Source organism: Streptomyces sp. NPDC058579, assembly GCF_042718575.1.
GTDB lineage: Bacteria > Actinomycetota > Actinomycetes > Streptomycetales > Streptomycetaceae > Streptomyces.
In genome coordinates this window covers 492560-512648 of record NZ_JBHXPI010000002.1, presented here as the reverse complement: position 1 = coordinate 512648, position 20089 = coordinate 492560, and the positions used below count along the sequence as shown (strand labels likewise).

Annotated in this window: 12 protein-coding genes; 10 read left to right on the top strand and 2 right to left on the bottom strand. The window is 73.5% G+C overall.

Annotated features, from left to right (window positions below; all coding sequences use genetic code 11):
• Nucleotides 1-42 precede the first annotated feature (42 nt).
• The 6 genes from ACFWRO_RS05125 (at nt 43) to ACFWRO_RS05100 (ending at nt 9228) form a co-directional block, all read left to right on the top strand.
• Entirely contained in the window at nt 43-750 is a 708-nt protein-coding gene (locus ACFWRO_RS05125) for a MerR family transcriptional regulator (RefSeq protein WP_384504416.1), read from the top strand.
• A gap of 52 nt (nt 751-802) precedes the next feature.
• Nucleotides 803-1822: an SPFH domain-containing protein gene (locus ACFWRO_RS05120; protein ID WP_384504414.1), complete on the top strand. Its 1020-nt coding sequence runs from the start codon at nt 803-805 to the stop codon at nt 1820-1822.
• Nucleotides 1819-2718 carry a hypothetical protein gene (locus ACFWRO_RS05115; protein ID WP_384504413.1) on the top strand — a complete coding sequence of 300 codons (900 nt, stop codon included), beginning with the start codon at nt 1819-1821 and terminating at the stop codon, nt 2716-2718. Before ACFWRO_RS05120 ends, ACFWRO_RS05115 begins: the two co-directional genes overlap by 4 nt.
• 139 nt (nt 2719-2857) lie before the next feature.
• Entirely contained in the window at nt 2858-3751 is an 894-nt protein-coding gene (locus tag ACFWRO_RS05110; protein ID WP_384504411.1) for a GNAT family N-acetyltransferase, read from the top strand.
• Nucleotides 3752-4439: 688 nt separating this feature from the next.
• The gene (locus ACFWRO_RS05105) at nt 4440-6137 is read left to right on the top strand and encodes a S8 family serine peptidase (RefSeq protein WP_384504517.1); all 1698 of its coding nucleotides are present in this window, start codon (nt 4440-4442) and stop codon (nt 6135-6137) included.
• A gap of 205 nt (nt 6138-6342) precedes the next feature.
• Nucleotides 6343-9228: an AAA family ATPase gene (locus ACFWRO_RS05100; RefSeq protein ID WP_384504409.1), complete on the top strand. Its 2886-nt coding sequence runs from the start codon at nt 6343-6345 to the stop codon at nt 9226-9228.
• Here ACFWRO_RS05100 and ACFWRO_RS05095 read toward each other — a convergent pair.
• The gene (locus tag ACFWRO_RS05095) at nt 9171-10067 is read right to left on the bottom strand and encodes a caspase domain-containing protein (RefSeq protein WP_384504408.1); all 897 of its coding nucleotides are present in this window, start codon (nt 10065-10067) and stop codon (nt 9171-9173) included. The genes ACFWRO_RS05100 and ACFWRO_RS05095 overlap by 58 nt on opposite strands.
• A 106-nt stretch (nt 10068-10173) precedes the next feature.
• On the opposite strand from ACFWRO_RS05095, the gene ACFWRO_RS05090 reads away from it, so the two are divergent.
• The 4 genes from ACFWRO_RS05090 to ACFWRO_RS05075 all read left to right on the top strand — a co-directional run bounded on the left by ACFWRO_RS05090 (nt 10174) and on the right by ACFWRO_RS05075 (nt 19640).
• On the top strand, nt 10174-11070 hold the full coding sequence (locus ACFWRO_RS05090) for a DNA/RNA non-specific endonuclease (RefSeq protein WP_384504406.1): 897 nt from the start codon (nt 10174-10176) through the stop codon (nt 11068-11070).
• A gap of 137 nt (nt 11071-11207) precedes the next feature.
• Nucleotides 11208-16577: a trypsin-like peptidase domain-containing protein gene (locus ACFWRO_RS05085; RefSeq protein WP_384504404.1), complete on the top strand. Its 5370-nt coding sequence runs from the start codon at nt 11208-11210 to the stop codon at nt 16575-16577.
• 29 nt (nt 16578-16606) lie between these two features.
• On the top strand, nt 16607-17698 hold the full coding sequence (locus ACFWRO_RS05080) for a trypsin-like serine peptidase (protein ID WP_384504402.1): 1092 nt from the start codon (nt 16607-16609) through the stop codon (nt 17696-17698).
• A 130-nt stretch (nt 17699-17828) separates the two neighbouring features.
• Complete coding sequence (locus tag ACFWRO_RS05075; RefSeq protein ID WP_384504514.1) at nt 17829-19640, top strand: bifunctional serine/threonine-protein kinase/glutamate ABC transporter substrate-binding protein; 1812 nt, start codon at nt 17829-17831, stop codon at nt 19638-19640.
• 28 nt (nt 19641-19668) lie between these two features.
• Here the strand turns inward: ACFWRO_RS05075 and ACFWRO_RS05070 are convergent, their stop codons facing one another.
• Nucleotides 19669-20067, bottom strand: a complete 399-nt coding sequence (locus ACFWRO_RS05070; RefSeq protein ID WP_384504400.1) for a nuclear transport factor 2 family protein — start codon at nt 20065-20067, stop codon at nt 19669-19671.
• Between the last annotated feature and the right edge of the window lie 22 nt (nt 20068-20089).

Here is a 20089-nt window from a genome sequence, read left to right as displayed (position 1 = left end):
ACTCCTCTACCGTGTCGAGACGATGGGATCGGTGGAATCCTTTTGCGCCTCTCCGAGTTGAGCGACCGCGGTGGCGTGTCCGTGGCCACCGTGAAGTACTACCTGCGCGAGGGGCTCCTGCCCCCTGGAACCCCGGTCACCGCTCGACAGTCGGAGTACGGCGAGGAGCACCTGCGCAGGCTGCGCCTGGTCCGGGCGCTCCTCACGGTCGGCGGGATGACGATCCAGCAGGCCCGCGACGTCCTGGCGGTCTCGGACGACCCCGCGTTCGGCCGACACGAGCGCGTCGGGATCGCCCAGTACATGCTCGGCCCGCAGGCCTCCCCGCCCGACTCCTCCGACCCGGAACGCGCGCTCTGGGACGAGACCTTCGCCGAGATGCGGGGGGTGCTCACCGGGATGGGCTGGCGGGTGTTCGACGAGGCGCCCGCGCTCGCCGCGCTGACCCGGGCGGTCCTGACACTCCGCGAGCTGGGCTACCGGGGCGGCGCCGACGACATCCGGCGGTACGCGGAGGTGATGCACCCGATCGCCGCCGAGGAGTACGAGGTGATGGCCGAGTACCCGGTCCTGGAGGAGGCGATCGAGGCGGCGGTCGCGTACACGGTGCTGTACGAACCGATCCTGCTGTCCCTGCGCCGCCTGGCCCACGAGGACGTCTCGGCCCACCTGTACAGGTACCCCAGCCCCGGCCCCGACTCCGCCCCCGACCCCGACCCCGAGCCCGAGCCACCCATTTCGTCATCTTGACCAAAAGAGTCCCGCCCCCTATCGTCAACATGACGACAAGGGGGAGTTTCTCATGGCCGACATCACCCGCCGCGCCGGCTGGCGCCACCTGCGGTCCGCACCGACCGCGCACATCCGCCACCACCGGCGCGGACGCCTCGTCCACGACGGCACGGGGCTCAGTTTCTGGTACCGCTCACTCTCCGCCGCGCTCTCCGAAGTGCCGGTGAACGACCGCGAGCTGGCGATGGCCTTCCACGCCCGTACCGCCGACTTCCAGGACGTGAGCGTCCAGTCCACCGTCACGTACCGCATCGGCGAGCCGGACGCGGCGGCCACCCGGCTCGACTTCTCCATCGACCCGGACACCGGCGCCTGGCGCGGCGCGCCCCTCGAACAGATCGCCACCCTGCTGACCGAGACGGCCCAGCAGCACGCGCTCGACGTCCTGGCCCGGACCCCGCTGGCGGCGGCTCTCGTCGACGGCGTGGCGGCGGTACGGGACCGGATCACGGACGGGCTCGCGGCCGAGCCGCGGCTGCCCGCCACCGGGATCGAGGTGGTGGCGGTACGGGTGGTGGCGATCCGTCCGGAGCCGGAGGTCGAGCGGGCGCTGCGCACCCCGGCGCGCGAGCAGATCCAGCAGGAGGCGGACCGCGCGACCTACGAGCGCCGCGCCGTGGCCGTCGAGCGCGAGCGGACCATCGCCGAGAACGAGCTCGCCAGCAAGATCGAACTGGCCCGGCAGGAGGAGCGCCTCGTCGACCAGCGCGGCACCAACGCGCGGCGCGAGGCGGAGGAGAGCGCCGCCGCCGACTCCGTACGGGCGGAGGCCGAGGCGGTACGGAAGGTCCGGCTCGCGCGGGCCGAGGCCGAGGCGGCGCGCGAGGTCGGCGAGGCGCAGGCGGCGGCCCAGGCGGCCTGGCTCCGGGTGCACGCGGAGGTCGACCCGGGCACGCTGCACGCCCTCGCGGCGACCGCGGCGGCGGCGAACCTGCCGCGGATCGAGAGCGTCACGATCTCCCCGGACGTCCTGACCACACTCCTCGGCCGGCTGGCCGGCGGCGGCGGGACGGGCGGGGCGTCGTCGTGAGCCTGGCGCCGCGCGCGGTGCTCGTGCACCGCACCACGGAGTACGAGGAGTTGCTCGCGCGGCACGGTACGCACGGGCAGGCGGCGTTCTTCCTGTCGAGCCGGGGTCGGAGCATCGAGGACGTACGGCGGCGGTACGAGCGGAACCGGCAGGCGCTCACGGAGGTGGCGGCGGCCGTGCCGCTGTCGTGGCGGCAGGCGCGGGTGGAGCGCGCGGACCTGGACCGGTTCCTCTTCGGCCCCGAGGACGTCCTGGTGGTCGTCGGGCAGGACGGCCTGGTGGCCAATGCCGCCAAGTACCTGTCAGGGCAGCCGGTCGTCGGCGTCGACACCGACCCGGGCCGGAACCCGGGCGTGCTCGTCCGGCACCGGGCGGCGGACGCGGCGGCGCTGCTGAGGGCGGCGGCCGCCCCGGCGGCCGGGGCCGACGAGCTCACGATGGTGGAGGCGGTGACGGACGACGCGCAGCGGCTCCTCGCCCTCAACGAGATCTACCTCGGCCCGCCGAGTCACCAGACCGCGCGCTACACCCTCACGGTCGAGGGCGCCGAGGCGCCGCCCGAACCGCAGGCGTCCTCGGGCGTCCTGGTCGGTACGGGCACGGGGGCGACGGGCTGGCTGCGCTCCCTGTGGCACGAGCGCTCCAGCGAACTGTCGCTCCCCGGCCCCTCGGCCCGCCGCCTCGCCTGGTTCGTCCGCGAGGCCTGGCCCTCCCCGACGACGGGCACGACGCGCGTCGAGGGCGCCCTGATCCCGGGTACGTCGCTCCGCCTCACCGTGGAGTCGGACCGCATGGTCGCCTTCGGCGACGGCATGGAATCGGACACTTTGGACCTGACGTGGGGCCAGACGATCCGCGTGGGCGTCGCCGCGACGACCTTGCGACTCGTGGGCTGAGTGCGGGACGGAGCGCGGCCGGAAACCGTCGTCGCGGGCGTCGGGTGGGCCGCCGGCTCGCTATGCTCGGGGCGCTTTGCCCGGTTCTGATACTCGCTTTGCCCGGTTCTGACACTCCCTCGGCCGCCGAAGGAACCCCATGACGCTCCCCGCCACCGGCTCCCTCCAGGTCTCCCGCGCGACGCTCCAGGACTGGGCGGTCGTACGGCGGTGGTGCGTCGACGAGGGCTGGAACCCGGGCGTGGCGGACGCGGTCCCGTTCTTCGCCCAGGACCCCGAGGGGTTCTTCCTCGGGCGGGTCGACGGCGAGCCCGTCTCGGCGATCTCGGTCGTCAACTACAGCGACCGGTACGCCTTCCTCGGCTTCTACCTCGTCCGCCCCGACCTGCGCGGCCTCGGCCACGGGCTCGCGACCTGGCGCACCGCGCTGGCACACGCCGGCGACCGGTCCGTCGGGCTCGACGGGGTGCCGGACCAGCAGGACAACTACCGCCGCTCCGGCTTCTCCTCCGCCCACCGCACGGCACGGTACGTCGGTGAGCCGAGTGCCCCGGAGTCCCCCGGTTCCCCCGGCGCATCCGACGCCCCCGACGCGCACATCGTCCCGGCCCTCGACGTCGGCCCCGCCGCCCTCGCCGCGTACGACAGCGTCTGCCACCACGCCGAGCGCCCCCGTTTCCTCGCCGCGTGGCTGGCCACCCCCGGCCACCGGGCCCTGGCGCGGGTCGTCGACGGGCGCCTGACGGGGTACGGCGTGGTGCGCCCGGCCGAGGACGAGGCGCGCGTGGGACCCCTGTTCGCCGACACGCCGGCCGACGCGGCGGCCCTCCTCGACGCCCTCGCCGCCGAGGCGCGGGCGTTCGGCTCGGCCCGGATCTCGATCGACATGCCGGAGGCCAATCCGGAGGCGGTCCGGCTCGCGCTCGACCGGGGCCTGGAGTCGACGTTCGAGACAGCGCGGATGTACACCGGGCCGGTCCGGCCGATCGCGCGCGAGCGGGTCTTCGGCGTCACGACCCTCGAACTCGGCTGACGCCGGGCGGCGGCGCGAGCGCGGTCAGCGCCGTCAGGGCGGTCCGCGCCGTGAGCTCCGTCACCGCCGTCCGCACCTTCGGACGCGGGTGACGCCCGCCCCCCAGCACCGGGCCCGTCCTCTAATACGGGGCCCGATCACGGGGTAATACGGGGCCCCAGTACGGGCAACCCTGGGCCGACATTTCCGTCCCCTTCCCCGCCCTCCCCCTCCCCACTCCCGCCCGCCCCCTCGGGCTCCCCGCCGGGCCCTCCCCCACCCCCCTCGGGGGGCGACAAGGGTTTTCCCCGTATCGGGTTCATCTCGTCGTTCCCTACTGTCTGCCGCACCGGCAGATCCCCGCCCTCCACGACCCACCCGACTGACAGGTCCATGTGGAGCGGTGGGTAATGTCCGCCGGTGGCGGCCTTGACCCGGGCCGTCGCGTCGCCGGTGGCGGCGCACGGGCCCCCCAAGCCCAGGGACCGACGGACAGCGACCCCACTTCGCCCCGTGGCTCCCGCGCCGCCGCCACTGCTCCGCACCCACGTCGTGCTTGAAAGGGAACACATTGAACAGTTCCAGGCGGAGAGTCATATCCGTCGTGGTCGCGAGTGCCGCGATCATCGGCGCCGCTGCCACGTCCACCGGGGCGTTCGCCGCCGCCCCGGCCGCTGTCACGCCGAAGCCCGCTCCGGCCGCGCAGGCGATGACCGCGCTGCCCAGCGCTCCGGTCGAGAAGGTCATCGTCACCTACAAGTCCAAGACCGCGGAGGCCGGCTCCAACGACGCGGCCAAGACCGACGCTCGGGCCAAGGCCGCCAAGACCGGCGAGAGCCTCGCCTTCGAGCGCCGCCTCGCCGGCGGTGCCGCCCTTGTCGACCTGGGTGGCAGCGCCACCAAGCAGGACGTCACCGAGGTCATGGCCGCGTTCCGCGCCGACCCGCAGGTCGCCTCGGTCGAGCCCGACATCCGTGCCTACGCGATGGCGGTCACCCCGAACGACACCGAGTACGCCAAGCAGTGGGACCTCTTCGAGGCCACCGGCGGCATGAACGTCCCGACCGCCTGGGACAAGACGACCGGCTCCGGCGTGACCGTCGCCGTCATCGACACCGGCTACGCGGCCCACACGGACCTCGCGACCAACGTCGTCAACGGGTACGACTTCATCTCCGACTCGGCGGACGCCCGCGACGGCAACGGCCGTGACGCGAACGCCAAGGACGAGGGCGACTGGAACGCCACCGCCAACGAGTGCGGGCTCGGTTCCCCGGCCTCCAACTCCTCCTGGCACGGCACCCACGTGGCGGGCACCATCGGCGCCGTCACCAACAACACCAAGGGCATCGCGGGCATCGCGTACGACGCGAAGATCCAGCCCGTGCGCGTGCTCGGCAAGTGCGGCGGTTCCTCCTCCGACATCGCCGACGCCATCACCTGGGCGTCCGGCGGCTCGGTGCCGGGCGTCGCCGCCAACGCGACCCCGGCGAAGGTCATCAACCTGAGCCTGGGCGGCGCCAGTTCCACCTGCCCGAGCGTCTACCAGACCGCGATCAACGGCGCCGTCTCGCGCGGTACCACCGTCGTCGTCGCCGCGGGCAACAGCAACGCCAACACCTCCGGCTTCACCCCCGCGAACTGCTCGAACGTCATCACCGTGGCGTCGACCAGCCGCGAGGGCAACCGTTCGTTCTACTCGAACTTCGGCTCCATCGTGGACGTGGCCGCGCCGGGCGGCGAGACCCGCCGCGGGACCGACACTCCGGGCACCGTCACGACCCCGCAGAACGGCATCCTCTCGACGCTGAACTCCGGCGCGACGACCCAGTCGGCGGAGAACTACGCGCCCTACCAGGGCACCTCGATGGCCGCGCCGCACATCGCCGGCCTGGCCGCGCTGCTGAAGTCGGCGAAGACGAGCCTCACCCCGGCCGAGATCGAGTCCGCGATCAAGTCCAACGCCCGCCCGCTGCCCGGCACCTGCACCGGCGGCTGCGGAGCCGGCATCGCCGACGCCACGAAGACCGTGAACGCCGTCACCACCACGACGCCGCCCACGGGCACCGTCTTCACGAACGCGACCGATGTCACGATCGCGGACAACACCACCGTGTCGTCCACGATCTCCGTCACCGGCCGCACCGGCAACGCCCCCGCCGCCCTCAAGGTCGGCGTGGACATCAAGCACACCTGGCGCGGGGACCTGGTCATCGACCTGATCGCCCCCGACGGCACGGTGCGCAACCTGAAGGCCTCCTCCAGCTCGGACAGCGCCGACGATGTCGTGACCACGTACACCGTCGACGCGTCCAGCGAGGTCGCCAACGGCGCCTGGAAGCTTCAGGTCCGCGATGTGGCCACGGGTGACACCGGCTACATCAACTCGTGGAACCTGACCTTCTGAGCCCCACCTGAACCACCCCCCACATCAGCATCATTGCTGGTCAGCGACGCGCTCGTGGTCTACACCACGGGCGCGTCCTGGCGTGATGGCGGCGAAGCGCTGTCCGTATGCCGGACAAAGGGCCTGGACTGCGCCGGTACGCTCCGTATTCTCTGCCCCACGGGGCTCACGGGCCGGGCCCCGAGTGCCGGAGGGGGGTGGACAGGTGACGACAGCGCCGCACCTTCCGCCGCGCCCCGCGGGCGTGGGGGGAACCCCGCCGCCGGTGGGCCGCGAGGAACTGCTCTCGCGGCTGGAACGCGTCCTCAACTCACGGGGCCGGGCGTTCCTCACGGGGACCGCGGGCGTCGGCAAGACCGAGGTCGCGCTCGCCGAGGCGGCCCGGTCGGAGGCCCGGGGCGAAACGGTCCTGTGGCTGGCGACCCTGCCTGCCGACCGCGAGATACCGGGCGCGGCGGCGGCCGCCCTCGTCGCCTCCGCGGCGGCGACCGTGACCTGGCCGGGGCTCCCGGACCCGACGGCGCCGGCCGAGTCGAAGGCCCCGGCCGCGAAGCCGCGGGTGCCCTCGCCCCGTACCGATCTGGGCTCCGGGGTGTTCGACGGGCTGCCCGGGCCGCAGCGGACCGCGGTCGCCATGCTCTGCCGGGAGGCGCCGCTGCAGGACGGCGGCTGGGACCCGATCGCGCTGCGCCTCGGCATCGCGCAGATCCTGCGGGCCCTCACCGCCCGCGGCCCCGCGCTGCTCGTCGTCGACGGCGTGCAGCACATCGACGCCGACAGCGCCGACCTGCTGCGTTTCGCCCTGCACCTGGCCCCGCCCGCGCTGCGGGTCATCGCGATCGAGACCCCCGAGGCGTACGGCTCCGAGGACAGTCACGACACCCGGCTCTGGGTGCCGTCGGAGGCCGACATCCTGCTCGTGCCGCCGCTGCACGCCGACGAGATCGCCGAACTGCTCATCCACCACCGGCTGCCGTCCCGGATGGCGGGCCGCATCCACAAGGCGAGCGGCGGCAACCCGCGCCTCGCGCTCGCCGTGGGCCGCTCGCTCGCCGACGCGCGCACCCCCGTCCACCACGCCGAGGCGCTGACCCTGTCCGGCCGGGCCCGCGATCTGGCGCGGCAGCTGCTCGGCGCCGCGCCGCCCGCCGTACGGGAGACGCTGCTGCTCGCCGCCCTCGCCCTGCGCCCCACGGCGGCGCTGATCCGGCGGGCCGGGCGCCCCAACGCGGAGGCGGACCTCGCCGCCGCCGAGCGGGCCGACCTGGTGTCGCTCGCAGAGGACGGCACGGTCGCCTTCACCGCCGGGCTGCTCCCCTCCACCCTCGTGCACGACGCCTGCTGGGCGGAGCGCAGCGCCGGGCACGCGGCGCTCGCCGGGGTCGTGGACGACTCGGTCGAGGCGGTACGGCACCGGGCGCTCGCCACCGACATCCCCGACGAGGCGCTTGCGGCCGAGGTCGCCGCCGCGGCCGATCTGGCGCGGCGGCGGGGCAACAGCGCGCTCGCCGCCGAACTGGCCCTGCTCGCCGCCGAGTCGACGCCCGTCCAGCACGCGGCGCAGCGGATCACCCGCCTGGTGGACGCGGCCGAGGAGGCCGCCAGGGCCGCGCGGGCGGACCTCGCGATGCGGGCGGCGAGCGATCTGCTGGCCCGCGACGCGGCCCCGTCCGACCGGGTACGGGCCCGGCTCGCCGTCCTGGACACGGCGGGGCAGGGGCTTACGGGTCTGGACGAGATGTACGTGCACGCGATGGAGGACTCGGAGGGCGACACCGCGCTGCGGGCCGGGGTGCTCCTCCGACTGGCCGTCAAGTACGTCCTTGCGGACGGGGATCCGCTGCGCTCGCGGGCCGCCGCGGTCGAATCGGCCGCGCTGGCCGCGTCGGTGGGAGATCCCCGGACGGCAGCGCAGGCCCTGACCGTACAGGCGCGGATGGACCGGGCGCTCGGGGCCTCGGACGCGGAGTCGGTCCTGGCGCAGGCGCGAGGCCTGGAGATGGCGGAGCGTCCGCTCGGAATCCGTAACGCGGCCCAGATCCTGACGATCCGTCACACTCTCTTCGACGACCGGCTGACGGACGCCCGTGACCAGCTGAACGCGCTGCTGCCGCTGGTGCAGCGGCGTGGTTCGGTGGAGGACACGATCGAGCTGTTCTCCACGCTCGCCGCGATCGAGTCCCGGATCGGGGCCTGTCCGGCGGCGCTCGTGCACGCGGGCCAGTCGCTCGCGCTGACCCTGGAGGCGGGCCTCTCCCCCGGGCCCGCCTGGTACACGCTCGCGCTCGCGGAGACGGCCGGCGGCAGCTTCGCGCGGGCCGCGAGCTACGCCCGGCGCAGCGTCCAGGCCTCGGAGGAGGAGGGCGACCGGGTCTTCCTCTCCCGCAGCCTCTACGCCCTGGGGCGGGTCCAGTTGGTCAACGGGGATGTCGCCTCGGCGCTCGAGACCCTGCGCCGGGTGCAGGCGAACGAGCGGGCGCAGTCGACCGTCGATCCGTCGATGCTGCGCTGGCACGAGGAGCTCGCGGAGGCCTTGCTCGCCAACGACGCCGCGCAGGAGGCGGTGGACCTGCTGGCCGGGGTGCGTCCGGTGGCGGAGGAGTTGGGCCGTACGACCGTACTGCTCGGCTGCGACCGGGCGTACGCGCTGCACCTCGCCGGGTGCGGGCGGACGGACGAGGCGGCGGAGCTGCTCACCGGCACGGCGGAGCGGTTCGCGGCGGCGGGCCTGCCGCTGGAGCACGGGCGGGCGCTGTTCGCGCTGGCGCGGGTGGAGCGCAGGCGCAGGCGCCGCTCGGCGGCGCAGAGCGCGCTGCAGGCGGCGGCCACGGCGTTCGAGCGGGCGGGGGCGGCCCCCTGGCTGGCGCTGACGCGCGAGACCCCGGCCGGGGAGGACACCTCACCGGCGCTGTCGTCGCTGACCGACGCGGAGCTGCGGCTCGCCCACCTGGTCGGGCAGGGCGCCAGCAACCAGGAGGCGGCGGCCAAGCTGTATCTGAGCGTGAAGACGGTCGAGGCGCGCCTCACCCGCATCTACCAGAAACTGGACGTCCGCTCCCGGGCCCAGCTGGCGACGGCGCTGCGCGGCTGAGGAAGGCTGGTCGAGTCCGCTCCTCGCCCGGTCAGACCGTGAAGGGCCGCTGGCGCAGGAAGGTGGGGGGGCGGGGTTCCCGTCGTGTAGAGGTTGGGGCTCTGGGTGGCCGGGAGCCGGCTCTGGATGGCGCGGTGGAAGGAGCGGTAGCCGCCGCGGAAGGCGCCTTGGTCCCAGACCTCCAGGAGGGCCGCCGTGAAGGCGCCGTTGTGGTCGCCGTCCATGGAGAACTGGTTGTCCTGGCAGCCCGAGATCAGGAGCGCCGCCGCTTCGCCCGCCCCGTTCGGGGAGTCCTTGGCGAGGGAGCGCTGCAGCTCCTCGAAGAAGCCCTGGTCCCGCGCGTAGATCTCCTGCTGCCGGAAGGGGGGCATCAGGCGGACGGCGGCCCCCGGGGCGTCCCCGGGCGCCTCGATGCCGGTGCCGCTGTGGCAGCAGTCGAGGAGGGCGACGATCCGCACCCCGTCAGCGAAGGCCCGGAACTCCCGGTTCACCTCGTCGTCGAGGAACTGGCGGTCGTAGAGCACGAGGGTCTCGTCGAGGGCGTCCGCCTCTTCGTCGTCCCCCGCGGCGTCCGGTACCTGGCCGCCGTGGCCCGAGTAGGTGAAGAGCATGATGTCGCCGGGGCCGAGACTCCCCGCGGCCTCGCGGAGCGCGGCGGTGACCTGGTCGACGGTGCCGTCGGGGGTCAGCAGGACGGTGTCGGAGAAGCCCGCTTCGCGGGCCAGACCGGCCATGTCCCGGGCATCGTTCTCGCAGGCCACGAGGGCGCCGTCCCAGCCCTCGTAACGGGCGGGGTCGACCTTGTTCAGTCCGACGTGGAGGGAGATTCCGGCGGGCATGGGGTGCCTCCTTCAACAGGGTGGGAGGGAAGCACCGGGGCGGCTGATCGAGTGGCCTCTGCGCCCGGTGCCGAGCGCGACCCTTCATGCGCGGTACTTACATCGTATGGAACCGACCGATCCCTCGCCTTCCGCACCGCATCCGCGCGGGCGCAAGCCGCGCCAGGACTCGCTCGCCGACCGCACCGGCTACGACGAGGACTTCCTGGGGCCGACCGTGCCGCTGCCGCTGCCCGTGCGCGCCGCCGTGAAGACGGTGATCCTGCCGTACACCCATTTCACGGTGGTCTTCCGGCCCGACCGGCGGCTCGCCGCCTCTACCGCCGTCTGCATCGAGGGCGGCCAACTGGCCGAGGACGTACCCCGGGACGACGTCTGGCTGTTCGACCCGCGGCTGCCCGAGGAGCAGCAGGCGGGCAACGACGTCTACAAGAACAACAGTCTCGACCGGGGCCATCTGGTCCGCCGGCTCGATCCGGTGTGGGGCACGGCGGCGGTCGCGGGCCTGGCCAACACCGACAGCTTCCACTACACGAACGCGGCGCCGCAGGCGGACGTCTTCAATCAGGGCAAGCAGCTGTGGCAGGGTCTGGAGAACCATCTCCTGGACCACGCGGCCGAGTTCGACCGGCGGCTCACGGTGTTCACGGGCCCGGTGCTGCACGACTCCGACCCGCCCTACCGGGGGATCCAGGTGCCGTTGCGGTTCTGGAAGGTGGCCGCGTTCATGCAGGACGGGGCGCTGGCCTCGACCGCGTACGTCCTCGACCAGAGCCCCGATCTGAGCCGCGACGCCGAGCGGGCGCTCGCCGGGGCGAAGGCGGGCGCGCCGCCGCCGCTCGGCCCGTTCCGGACCTTCCAGGTCCCGGTCTCGGACATCGCCGAACTCACCGAGCTGGATCTCGGACCGCTGCCGGACGTCGATCTGATGCCACCGTTCCGGGCGCCGGAGGACCGCTGGCGACGCCTCGAGTCGCTCGACGAGATCGTGCTGCACGGCTGACCCCGGAGGCCGGGCGGCTCCCGTGTCGGGATCGGCCTGTCGCGCGTGTCCGGCTCGGCCCGTCGCCCGTTTGCCACCACCCGTGCCCGATGAAACGATGACAGCAGGAGTAGTCGGGACCGCCGGGCAGGTGCGGTATGCCGCTCACCGATACGGAGTGGGGACTCGTCACCACATGGGTGCGTGAGTACCTTCTCGACACCCCGGACCCGGTCGGCCGGCTGCGGGGCGTCGGACTTTCACCGGAATTCGTCGGGGCCCTCGTGCTCACGCCGGACCGCGACGCGAACGCGCGTCTGGTGGTCGCCGGGGCGCGCAAGGACATCGCCCATCAGCGCGCGCTGCTCGACGCCCTGACCGGGCTCGACGCGCTCACGGCGGCCGGGAACGCCGAGGCGCGGAGCCTGCTGCGGCGGCTGAGGGAGGACGAGGAGCTGCTGCGTTCGGCGCGCGACCCGTTCGGCACGCTGGTGCTCGCGAACGGGACCGAGGTGTTCATCGACCGGGCCGAGCTGCGCGAGAAGCTCCGCGGGTTCGTCGCCGACCCGGAGCAGACGGTGCTCGTGGTGGACGGCGAGCAGGACAGCGGGCGCTCGTACTCGTACCGGCTGATCCGCCACCTCGGGCAGCACTGCGGGTTCCGTCCGGTACGGATCACACTCTCGCGGACGACGACGGCGGCGCGGCTCGTGGAGCGGCTCACCGAGTTCGTCGCGGGTCCCGGGGCGGACCGGTCGCCTTTGAACCCCACACAGTTGAACGATCCACTGTCCTCCATCGACGACGCCGTGCACCGGATCGTGAGCTGGGCGACGGCCGCCGAGGAACGCTTCTGGCTGGTGCTCGACGAGTGCGACAAGCTCGACCCGACCTCGGACGTCTGGGACTGCGTCGGCAAGCTCGCCCTCGCCGTCTACGAGCACACACCGGTACGCCAGGACTCCGTACCCCGGCTCGTCCTCCTCGGCTACTCCCCCACGATGCGTCAACTCCCTTACGACATACGGAAGAACGAGTGCCGCGACACGGCCCGCGTGGTCACCGAGGACGATCTGCGTGCGTTCTTCCGGGAGTTCTTCACCCTGGACCGGCCCCCGCCGGACCCCGCGACACTGGCCCGCCTGGTGGATGTGGCGGTGACCGGGGTGGTGCACGCGGTCGACTCGGCGGATTCCACGGACAGTTACATGCGCCGGGTCTGCACGGCGGTGGAGGAGACGGTACGGCTCTCCCGCGACCTCGCCCCCGGCGACGACGCCCCCGAGCAGCTCGAGCTGGCTCTGCACAGCACGGCCGCCCAGCCTGCGCCCGCCGCCACGCTGCCGGAGCTGCGCAGGGCCTACCGGGAGGCGGCCTGCCTCCTGGACGAGTTCGACCCCGCCCTGCTGCGGCTGCCCGGCGAGAGCGCCCCCACGGGGCGGGCCGTGCTCACCCTCGTCGACGACTGCACCGCGCTGGCCTCGCACCCCACGCAGACCTGGGTCCTGAAGCCGGAGGTGCGCGAGGAGACGCTGAGCGCGTTCGCGGCTCCCGAGGACGCCCGGCGCGCCCTGGAGGCCACCATCGGCACCCTGCCTGCCGGGCCCCGTACGGAAGGTGCCTCGCCGGAGCACTGCGTACCGGCCCACGGAGGCCCCTGCGACAGCCCGGGCCACGACGGGCTCGGCACCGAGCGCGCCGCGCTCGCCCTGCTGTCCGGCGTCCCCGCCGACCTCGACGCGCTCGGGGTCGAGGGGCTCTGCGACACCCTGCGGGCGGTCCTGTGGCTGCGCCAGGTCCCCGGCATCGCCGGCCTTCCGGACGTCGACGACGTTCAACACCGCCTGGAGCGGGCCCGGTTGCTCGAACCCCTGCAACGGCTGATCGAGGGCCCGGTCCACGGGCGGCAGCGTGAGCTCGACGCCCTGCGCGCGTACATCGCGCTGCCCTCCGAACCGGCCGAGCCGCCCGTCCTCATCCACGGGGTGGGCGGCATCGGCAAGAGCACCCTGCTCGCCACCTTCTTCGTCGAGAGCCTCCGCGACTCCCCGACCGGATTCCCCTTCGTCTTCATCGACTTCGCGCGCCCGACGCTCTCCATCCACGAACCGGCCACGGTGCTCGCCGAGTTCGCACGCCAGCTCGGCGTCCAGTACCCCGCCCGCCGGGCCGAGTTCGACGCCCTCGCCGACGAGTGCGAGGAGACCGCGGCCTCCCAGCGGGGCGAACGGAACCAGCTCGACGAGCTGTACCAGCTGTCCGCGACCCGCGCGACGCTCGGCCGCGACTACTCGGCCGGGTTCCACTCCCGGGCCAGCGCCCGCGAGCAGGAACTGGCCCGGCAGGTGGCCGAGTTGGTCGCCGACGCGGTCGACACCCCGGCCGGCGAGGACGCTCCCCCGCTGGTGGTCGCCTACGACTCCTTCGAGGAGGCCCAGTACCGGGGCTCCCCGGTCCTCGGCCGGATGTGGGCCATCTGGTCGGCGCTGCGCGCCGCGTACCCCCGGCTGCGGTTCCTCGTCGCCGGGCGCGCCCCCATCGACCACCCGGCGAAGGTGCTCACGCCGCGCACCATGGAGCTGGGCGAGCTGGACCAGCAGGCGTCCCTGGACCTGCTGATGTCCTGCGGGGTCGACGACGAGGCCGTCGCCCGGGACCTCGTGGACCGGATCGGCGGCCATCCGCTCAGCCTCAAGCTCGCAGCACGGACCACCGTCCTGCTCGGCGCGGGGTCCGAACCGCTCGGCGACCTGCTGCGCAGCCTGCCCTCGCGCCGCCGGTACTTCCACCACCAGGTCGACCAGATGCTCATCCAGGGCACGCTGTACGACCGCATCCTCAACCACATCGCGGACGAAGCGGTCCGCGTCCTCGTGCAGGCGGGCCTGGCGCTGCGGGTGATCACCCCGGAGCTGGTCAGGGACGTCCTCGCCGAACCGGCAGGACTGGAGGTCGGCTCGGACCAGGAGGCCCGCGTGCTCTTCGGCCGGCTGGTCTCGCGGCTCGACCTGATGGAACCGGCGGGGCCGCAGGCCGTACGGCACCGGGCGGATCTGCGCTCGATCATGCTGCGGCTCTCGGACAGCGCGCGGACGGACCTGATGCGGGCCGTCGACCATCTGGCCGTGGAGTTCCACGCCGCCCGCGAGGGTCCCGCCGCGCGCGCCGAGGAGATCTACCACCGCCTTCGCCTGGGCCAGAACCCCCGTGCGGTGGAACGGCGTTGGGAGCCGGGTGTGGCCCCCTACCTGGCCGGCGCGGACCGCGACATGCCACCCCGCTCGGCAGCCTTCCTCCTTGGAAAGCTCGGCGGACACGTACCCGACCGGATCATGGCCGAGGCCGACCAGGAGGACTGGGAGCGGATCGCCGCGCGCGAGGTCGAGGACCTGCTCACCCAGGGGTACGTGGAGGCGGCGGTGGAGCGGCTGGCCGAGCGGCGGCCCTGGACGCCGTGCAGCCGGCTGCACGGGCAGCTGGTGGAGACCCTGGCGCGGTCCGGGCGGGTCACGGAGGCCCGGGAGACCGCCGAGCAGGCTGTGGACCTGGCGGCCGAGGCGGGGTGCGCGCGGACCCGCCTCGAACTGCTCCAGATGTCCGCGCGACTCGCCCAGGACGAGGGCGACCTCACGGACGCGGACCACGACCTCCAGGAGGCGGAGGACGTCGCGGCCGGGCTCGGTCTCGCGCACGAGTCGATGGGCGTCCTGGTGGCCCGCTCGCGCCTGGCGGCGCTGTCGGACGAGGGTTCGGCCGAGATGGACGGCCGCCTCGCCCTGACGCTGCGCGGCATGCCGGACGAGGAGCTGGCCCGGCAGCCCGCCCTCGCCCGGGCGGCGGCGGCCACGGCCTCCCGGGTCGATCCCGAGCTCCTGGAGCACACGCTGCGGCTCGTGGGACTTCCGGCCGACGACGAGGCGGTCGTCGACGCCCTGGCCCGCTGGATCGACACGGCGATGACCGACGAACCGCAGCTGCGCGAACCCCTGATCCGGATCCTGGAGTCGGCGTCCGGCACCCGCGCGACGACGGCCGCCGCGACCGATGCCCCCACTGCGGCCGTCCCCTTCGGGACCGCCGGGACCGTCCCCGCCGCGACGAGGACGTCGACGGGCAGCCACGCGATCCCGCACACCGCCCGGATGACACGGGCGGAGGTGGAGCGGGCGCTGCGCGAGGCGCGCGAGCGCGGGACGCTCGACAGCGTCGCCTGGCGGGCCCTCACGCTCCGCGACGCCAGCGGTGACCTGGTCGAGGGCGTCGCCGCCGCCATGGACGCGGGCACCCCGCCTCGTGGGCCCGCCGAGGAGCCCGGGGACGGCCGGGGCGTCTGGTCGCAGCCCCCGCCCGCGGCGACCGAGGGAGCCGTCCGAGGGCAGCCGTACCTCTCCGCCGAGGACCTCGTCCGCGTCCGCAACGCGGCCCTGGACGCGGGGCTCGCCGAGGACGGGGTGCGGCGGCTGCTGTTCGCGGGGACGACCGCGCACTTCCGGGCCAGTCTGCCCGCGATGGACACCCCGCTGCGTCAGATGCACTCCGACCTGGACGTGATGAACCAGGTGGAGCGGTTGATCGACGGAACGGTTCCGCTGGAGGTCTGGCTGCACAACGCGATCGCCCAGACCGTCGACGCGGCCCCGCTCACGGTCCTCCAGCGGGCGCTCGACGACGTGGCGCGGGACGCCGCCGGGGAGCCGGACCTGCCCGCCGGGACGCTGCCGGCCGAGACCAAGGAGGAGATCATCTTCCGGGACGACACCGTGCCGTTCGAGTTCCTGCAGGGCGGCGTCCTCGCCGGCTCGTCGGTCGCCCGGCTGAAGGTCCCGCCCTTCGAGTCGGGCCGCCCGCTCCAGCCCGCCTACCCGCACGCGGGCACCGGCTGGCTCATCACCCCCGAGCTCCTGATCACCAACCACCACGTCGTGAACGCCCGTACCCGCTCGCCCGGGGCGGTGCTCCGGGTCGCCGACGACGACCTCCAGCTCCAGGTGCGCAACTCTCGCTCGCGGTTCGACTACGGCGCCGACGAGGCGGAGACCGTGGAGGCCACGGCGGGCGCCCTCGTCGCCTGGGACGAGACCCTCGACTTCGCGCTGATGCGGCTCTCGCCCGGGCTGCCGCCCCGCCCGGTGCTCCGGGTGGCGACCGCCCCGCTGCTCCTGACCGGCGCCGAACCGGTCGCGGTCAACATCATCCAGCACCCCGGCGGGCAGCCCAAGCGGGTGGCGCTGCGCAACAACCTCGTCTTCGAGGCGGACGAGCGGGACCTGCGGTACTTCACCGACACCCGCAGCGGCTCGTCCGGTTCACCTGTCTTCACGGACGACTGGACGGTCGTGGCGCTCCATCGCGGCACCCGCCGGGTCGAGGAGGTCCACTACCAGGGCAGGACGACGGCGTTCGTGAACGTCGGCACCCAGATGAGCCGGATCCTGGCCCATCTGAAGGAGACCGCACCGGAGTTGTACGAGGAGATCGGCGCCGCACAGGTGGTGCCAGGCCCCGAGACCCACATGTGGGCCGCGTGAGCGTGACGTGAGGTGAGGTGAGGTGTGAGATGAAGACGCTGAACGCGTACGGATCACCGGTCGCGACCGGCCCCGAGCGGGTCTTCGACGACCTGGCGGGCGTCGCCGCGCGGGTGCGCCGGCACCTGGAGGCGGAGATCTCCGAATCGGCGGCGGAGCTGCCGCCCGACCAGGCACCGGCCGGCCAGATCTCCCGCTTCGCGCAGGAGGAACGGGCCCGGGTCCTGGAGGCGGGGGTCGCCGGCCTGGAGAAGCTCGCCGCGAACCGGGCGGACGAGATCGACGAGGACGAGTACTTCGGCGTGGAGGCGATCGTCCTCCTGGAGGGCAGGCCCGCGATCCTGGTGCAGGGGCAGAACTTCGCCGCCCAGGAAGGCGACTGGTCGGTCCTGGAGGCCGGACGGGACGCGATCCGCGAGTCGATCGCCCGCGTGGGCCGGGTCGAGGTGACCGGCCACCCGAACCTCGACTGGGTCGGCACGGCCTTCCTGGTGGGACCGCGGACGGTGATGACGAACCGGCACGTGGCGGTGGAGTTCAGCCGCGCCGAGGACGCGGGCTGGTCCTTCCAGCAGGGCATGTCCGCGCGCGTCGACCCGGGCGAGGAGCTGGCCGCCGCACCCGCGGCGGGGCCGGGCCTCGGGGCGGGGTCGGGGATGCCCGCGTACGAGGTGACCGAGGTGATCGGCATCCATCCGGACGTCGACATGGCCCTCCTGCGGATCGAGCCGCCGAACGGCGCCCCGCTGCCGAGCCCGCTCGCCGTGGCCGCCGACGCACCCGCCGACGTGCCGGGACGGCCGGTGTACGTGGTGGGGTACCCGGCCTGGGACGGGCGCCGCAACGAGCCGGAGTCGATGCGCCGGATCTTCATGGACATCTACAACGTCAAGCGCCTCCAGCCGGGCACGGCGACGGAGTTCGCCCCCGGCGGCCTGGTGATGAAGCACGACTGCTCGACCCTCGGCGGCAACAGCGGCTCCCCGGTCTTCGACCTCACGGACCACCGCGTCCTGGCGCTGCACTTCGGCGGCCGCTACCGCCTCGGCAACGTCGCCGTACCCCTGTGGGAGCTGATCGACGATCCACTGCTGGCGCGTGCGGAGATCAACTGGGTCTGAGCGGCGGCCACGCGGACGGGCACGGCGACGGGCACGCAGCCTCGGGATCACCTCACTGAACTCCCGCCCCGTGTGGCAGAGTCGGCCGGGTGCGGAGGGTGACGGGGGCGAAGGGGGCGGTGTGGCTCGGGTGATCGACGGCCGGTTCGAGCTGGTGGCACGGCTCGGCGGCGGTGGGATGGGTCTTGTGTGGCAGGCCCGTGACCTGATGCTCCGCCGCGACGTGGCGCTGAAGGAGGTACGGCCACCGGACCCGGGGCTCGCCGAGTACGACCCCGCTGCCGCCCGCGCCCTGCGCGACCGGGTCCTGCGCGAGGCGAGGGCGCTCGCTCGCGTCACCCACCCGAACGTGGTGACGATCCATCACATCGTCGACGAGGGCGAGGAGTCGTACCCCTGGCTCGTGATGGAGCTGGTCACCGGCGGCTCCCTCCAGGACCGGCTCGACCGGGGCAGGCTCACGCCCGGCGAGGCGGCCACGCTCGGGCGCGAGATCCTGAAGGGGCTGTGTGCCGCGCACGCTGCCGGCATCCAGCACCGGGACATCAAGCCCGCGAACGTCCTGCTGCGCCCGGACGGCTCTCCGGTCGTGACGGACTTCGGCATCGCGGCGCTCCACGGGTCGACCGCGCTCACCGCCGCCGGTTCCCTCATCGGCACCCCCGACTTCATGGCCCCCGAACGGGCCGGCGGGGAGGAGGGCGGTCCGGCCGCCGACCTCTGGTCGCTGGCCCTGACGCTGTACGTGGCCGTGGAGGGCCAGAACCCGCTGCGCCGCTCCGGAACGCTCGCCACGCTCGCGGCGGTCCTCAGCGAGGACGTCCCGCCGGCGCGCGAGGCCGGCCCGCTCACGGCGGCGCTGACGGCCGTCCTCGTACGGGACCCGGCGGCCCGCCCGGACTCGGAAACGCTCGACGGGCTGCTGGCGGAGGCGGAGAGCGCCGAAGGCGCGGTGACCGAGCCTGAGCCCGAGCCCGCGGAGGCGTCCGACGCGCGGCCGGAGGATCCCGACACCGCGACCTCGTACCGGATCGCGCCACCGGCACCGACACGGGCGCCCCGCCGGGTACGAAAGAGCTGGTTCGCGGCGGTCGGCGCGGTGGCGCTGACCGGCGTACTGACCTGGACGCTGTGGCCCGACGGCGGCGACGGCAAGGCCGAGGGCGGTGACAAACCGTCCGCGTCCACGTCATCGAGCACTCCCCGCGCGCCCACGACCGCGACCACGCCCACCGTCACGATCGGCATCAAATCCGACCAGCCCGGCTTCGCGCGGCTGAAGGACGACGGCACGTACACGGGCCTGGACGTGGAGGTCGCGACGTACATCGCCCGCGCCCTGGGCCACGACCCCGCCGCCGTCGAGTGGAAGGTGGTCACGAGTGCCGAGCGGGAAAGCGCCCTCACCCGTGGCGAGGTCGACCTGGTCGTGGCGACGTACGCGATCACGGACCGGCGCGCCCAACAGGTCGACTTCGCGGGCCCATACCTCACGGCTCACCAGGACGTCCTGCTCCGCGCCGACGAGACGGGAGTCACCCAGACGGAGGATCTGGAGGGCAAGACACTGTGCTCGGTCACCGGATCCACCTCGGCCGAGAACATCACGAAGCACCTCACGTGGTCGGCCGTGTACGGACGCTCCACGTACGAGGTTTGCATGCAGGACCTGGCCACCGGCAACGTCGACGCCGTCACCACGGACAATGCCCTGCTCGCCGGATACGCCGCACAAGCCAAGTACCAGGGCAAGTTCAAGCTCGCCGGATTCAAGCTGACCGACGAGCGCTACGGCGTCGGCCTGCCGAAGGGCAGCCCCTTGCGGGGGCGCATCGACACGGCCTTGAAGGCCATGGTGGCGGACGGCTCGTGGGCGGCGGCCGTGGAGAAGAACCTGCCACTGCTCGGAACGACGGGCACCGGCAAGTCGCCGACCGGCTGACCGCCCGGGCGGCTCACCCCGCCGCGCCCTACGACCCGCCCTCCGCCGCCTCCCGTGCGATGCGGTCGAACTGCGCGCCCATCGCCTCGGCGAGCGCCTGGGCGGCGGACAGGGGCCGGACCATGACGGTGAAGTCGTCGATCCGGCCGTCCTCGTCGAAGTGGAGGAAGTCGCAGCCCTGGATCCGGCGGCCGTTCACCGTGGCGCTGAAGACGAGGGCGTGGTCACGGCCGTCGGGGTTGGCGATCTCGCGCTCGTAGGCGAAGTCCTCGAAGACCCGCATCACGGCCCGGAGAATGGCGGCGGTGATCGCCTTGCCGGCGTACGGCTTGAAGGCCACGGGGCTGGTGAAGACGACATCCTCGGCGAGCAGGGCCTCGATGGCGGCCGCGTCACGGTTCTCGACGGCCTTGCGGAACGGGTGCATATCGCCCTCGCAGTACTCAAAT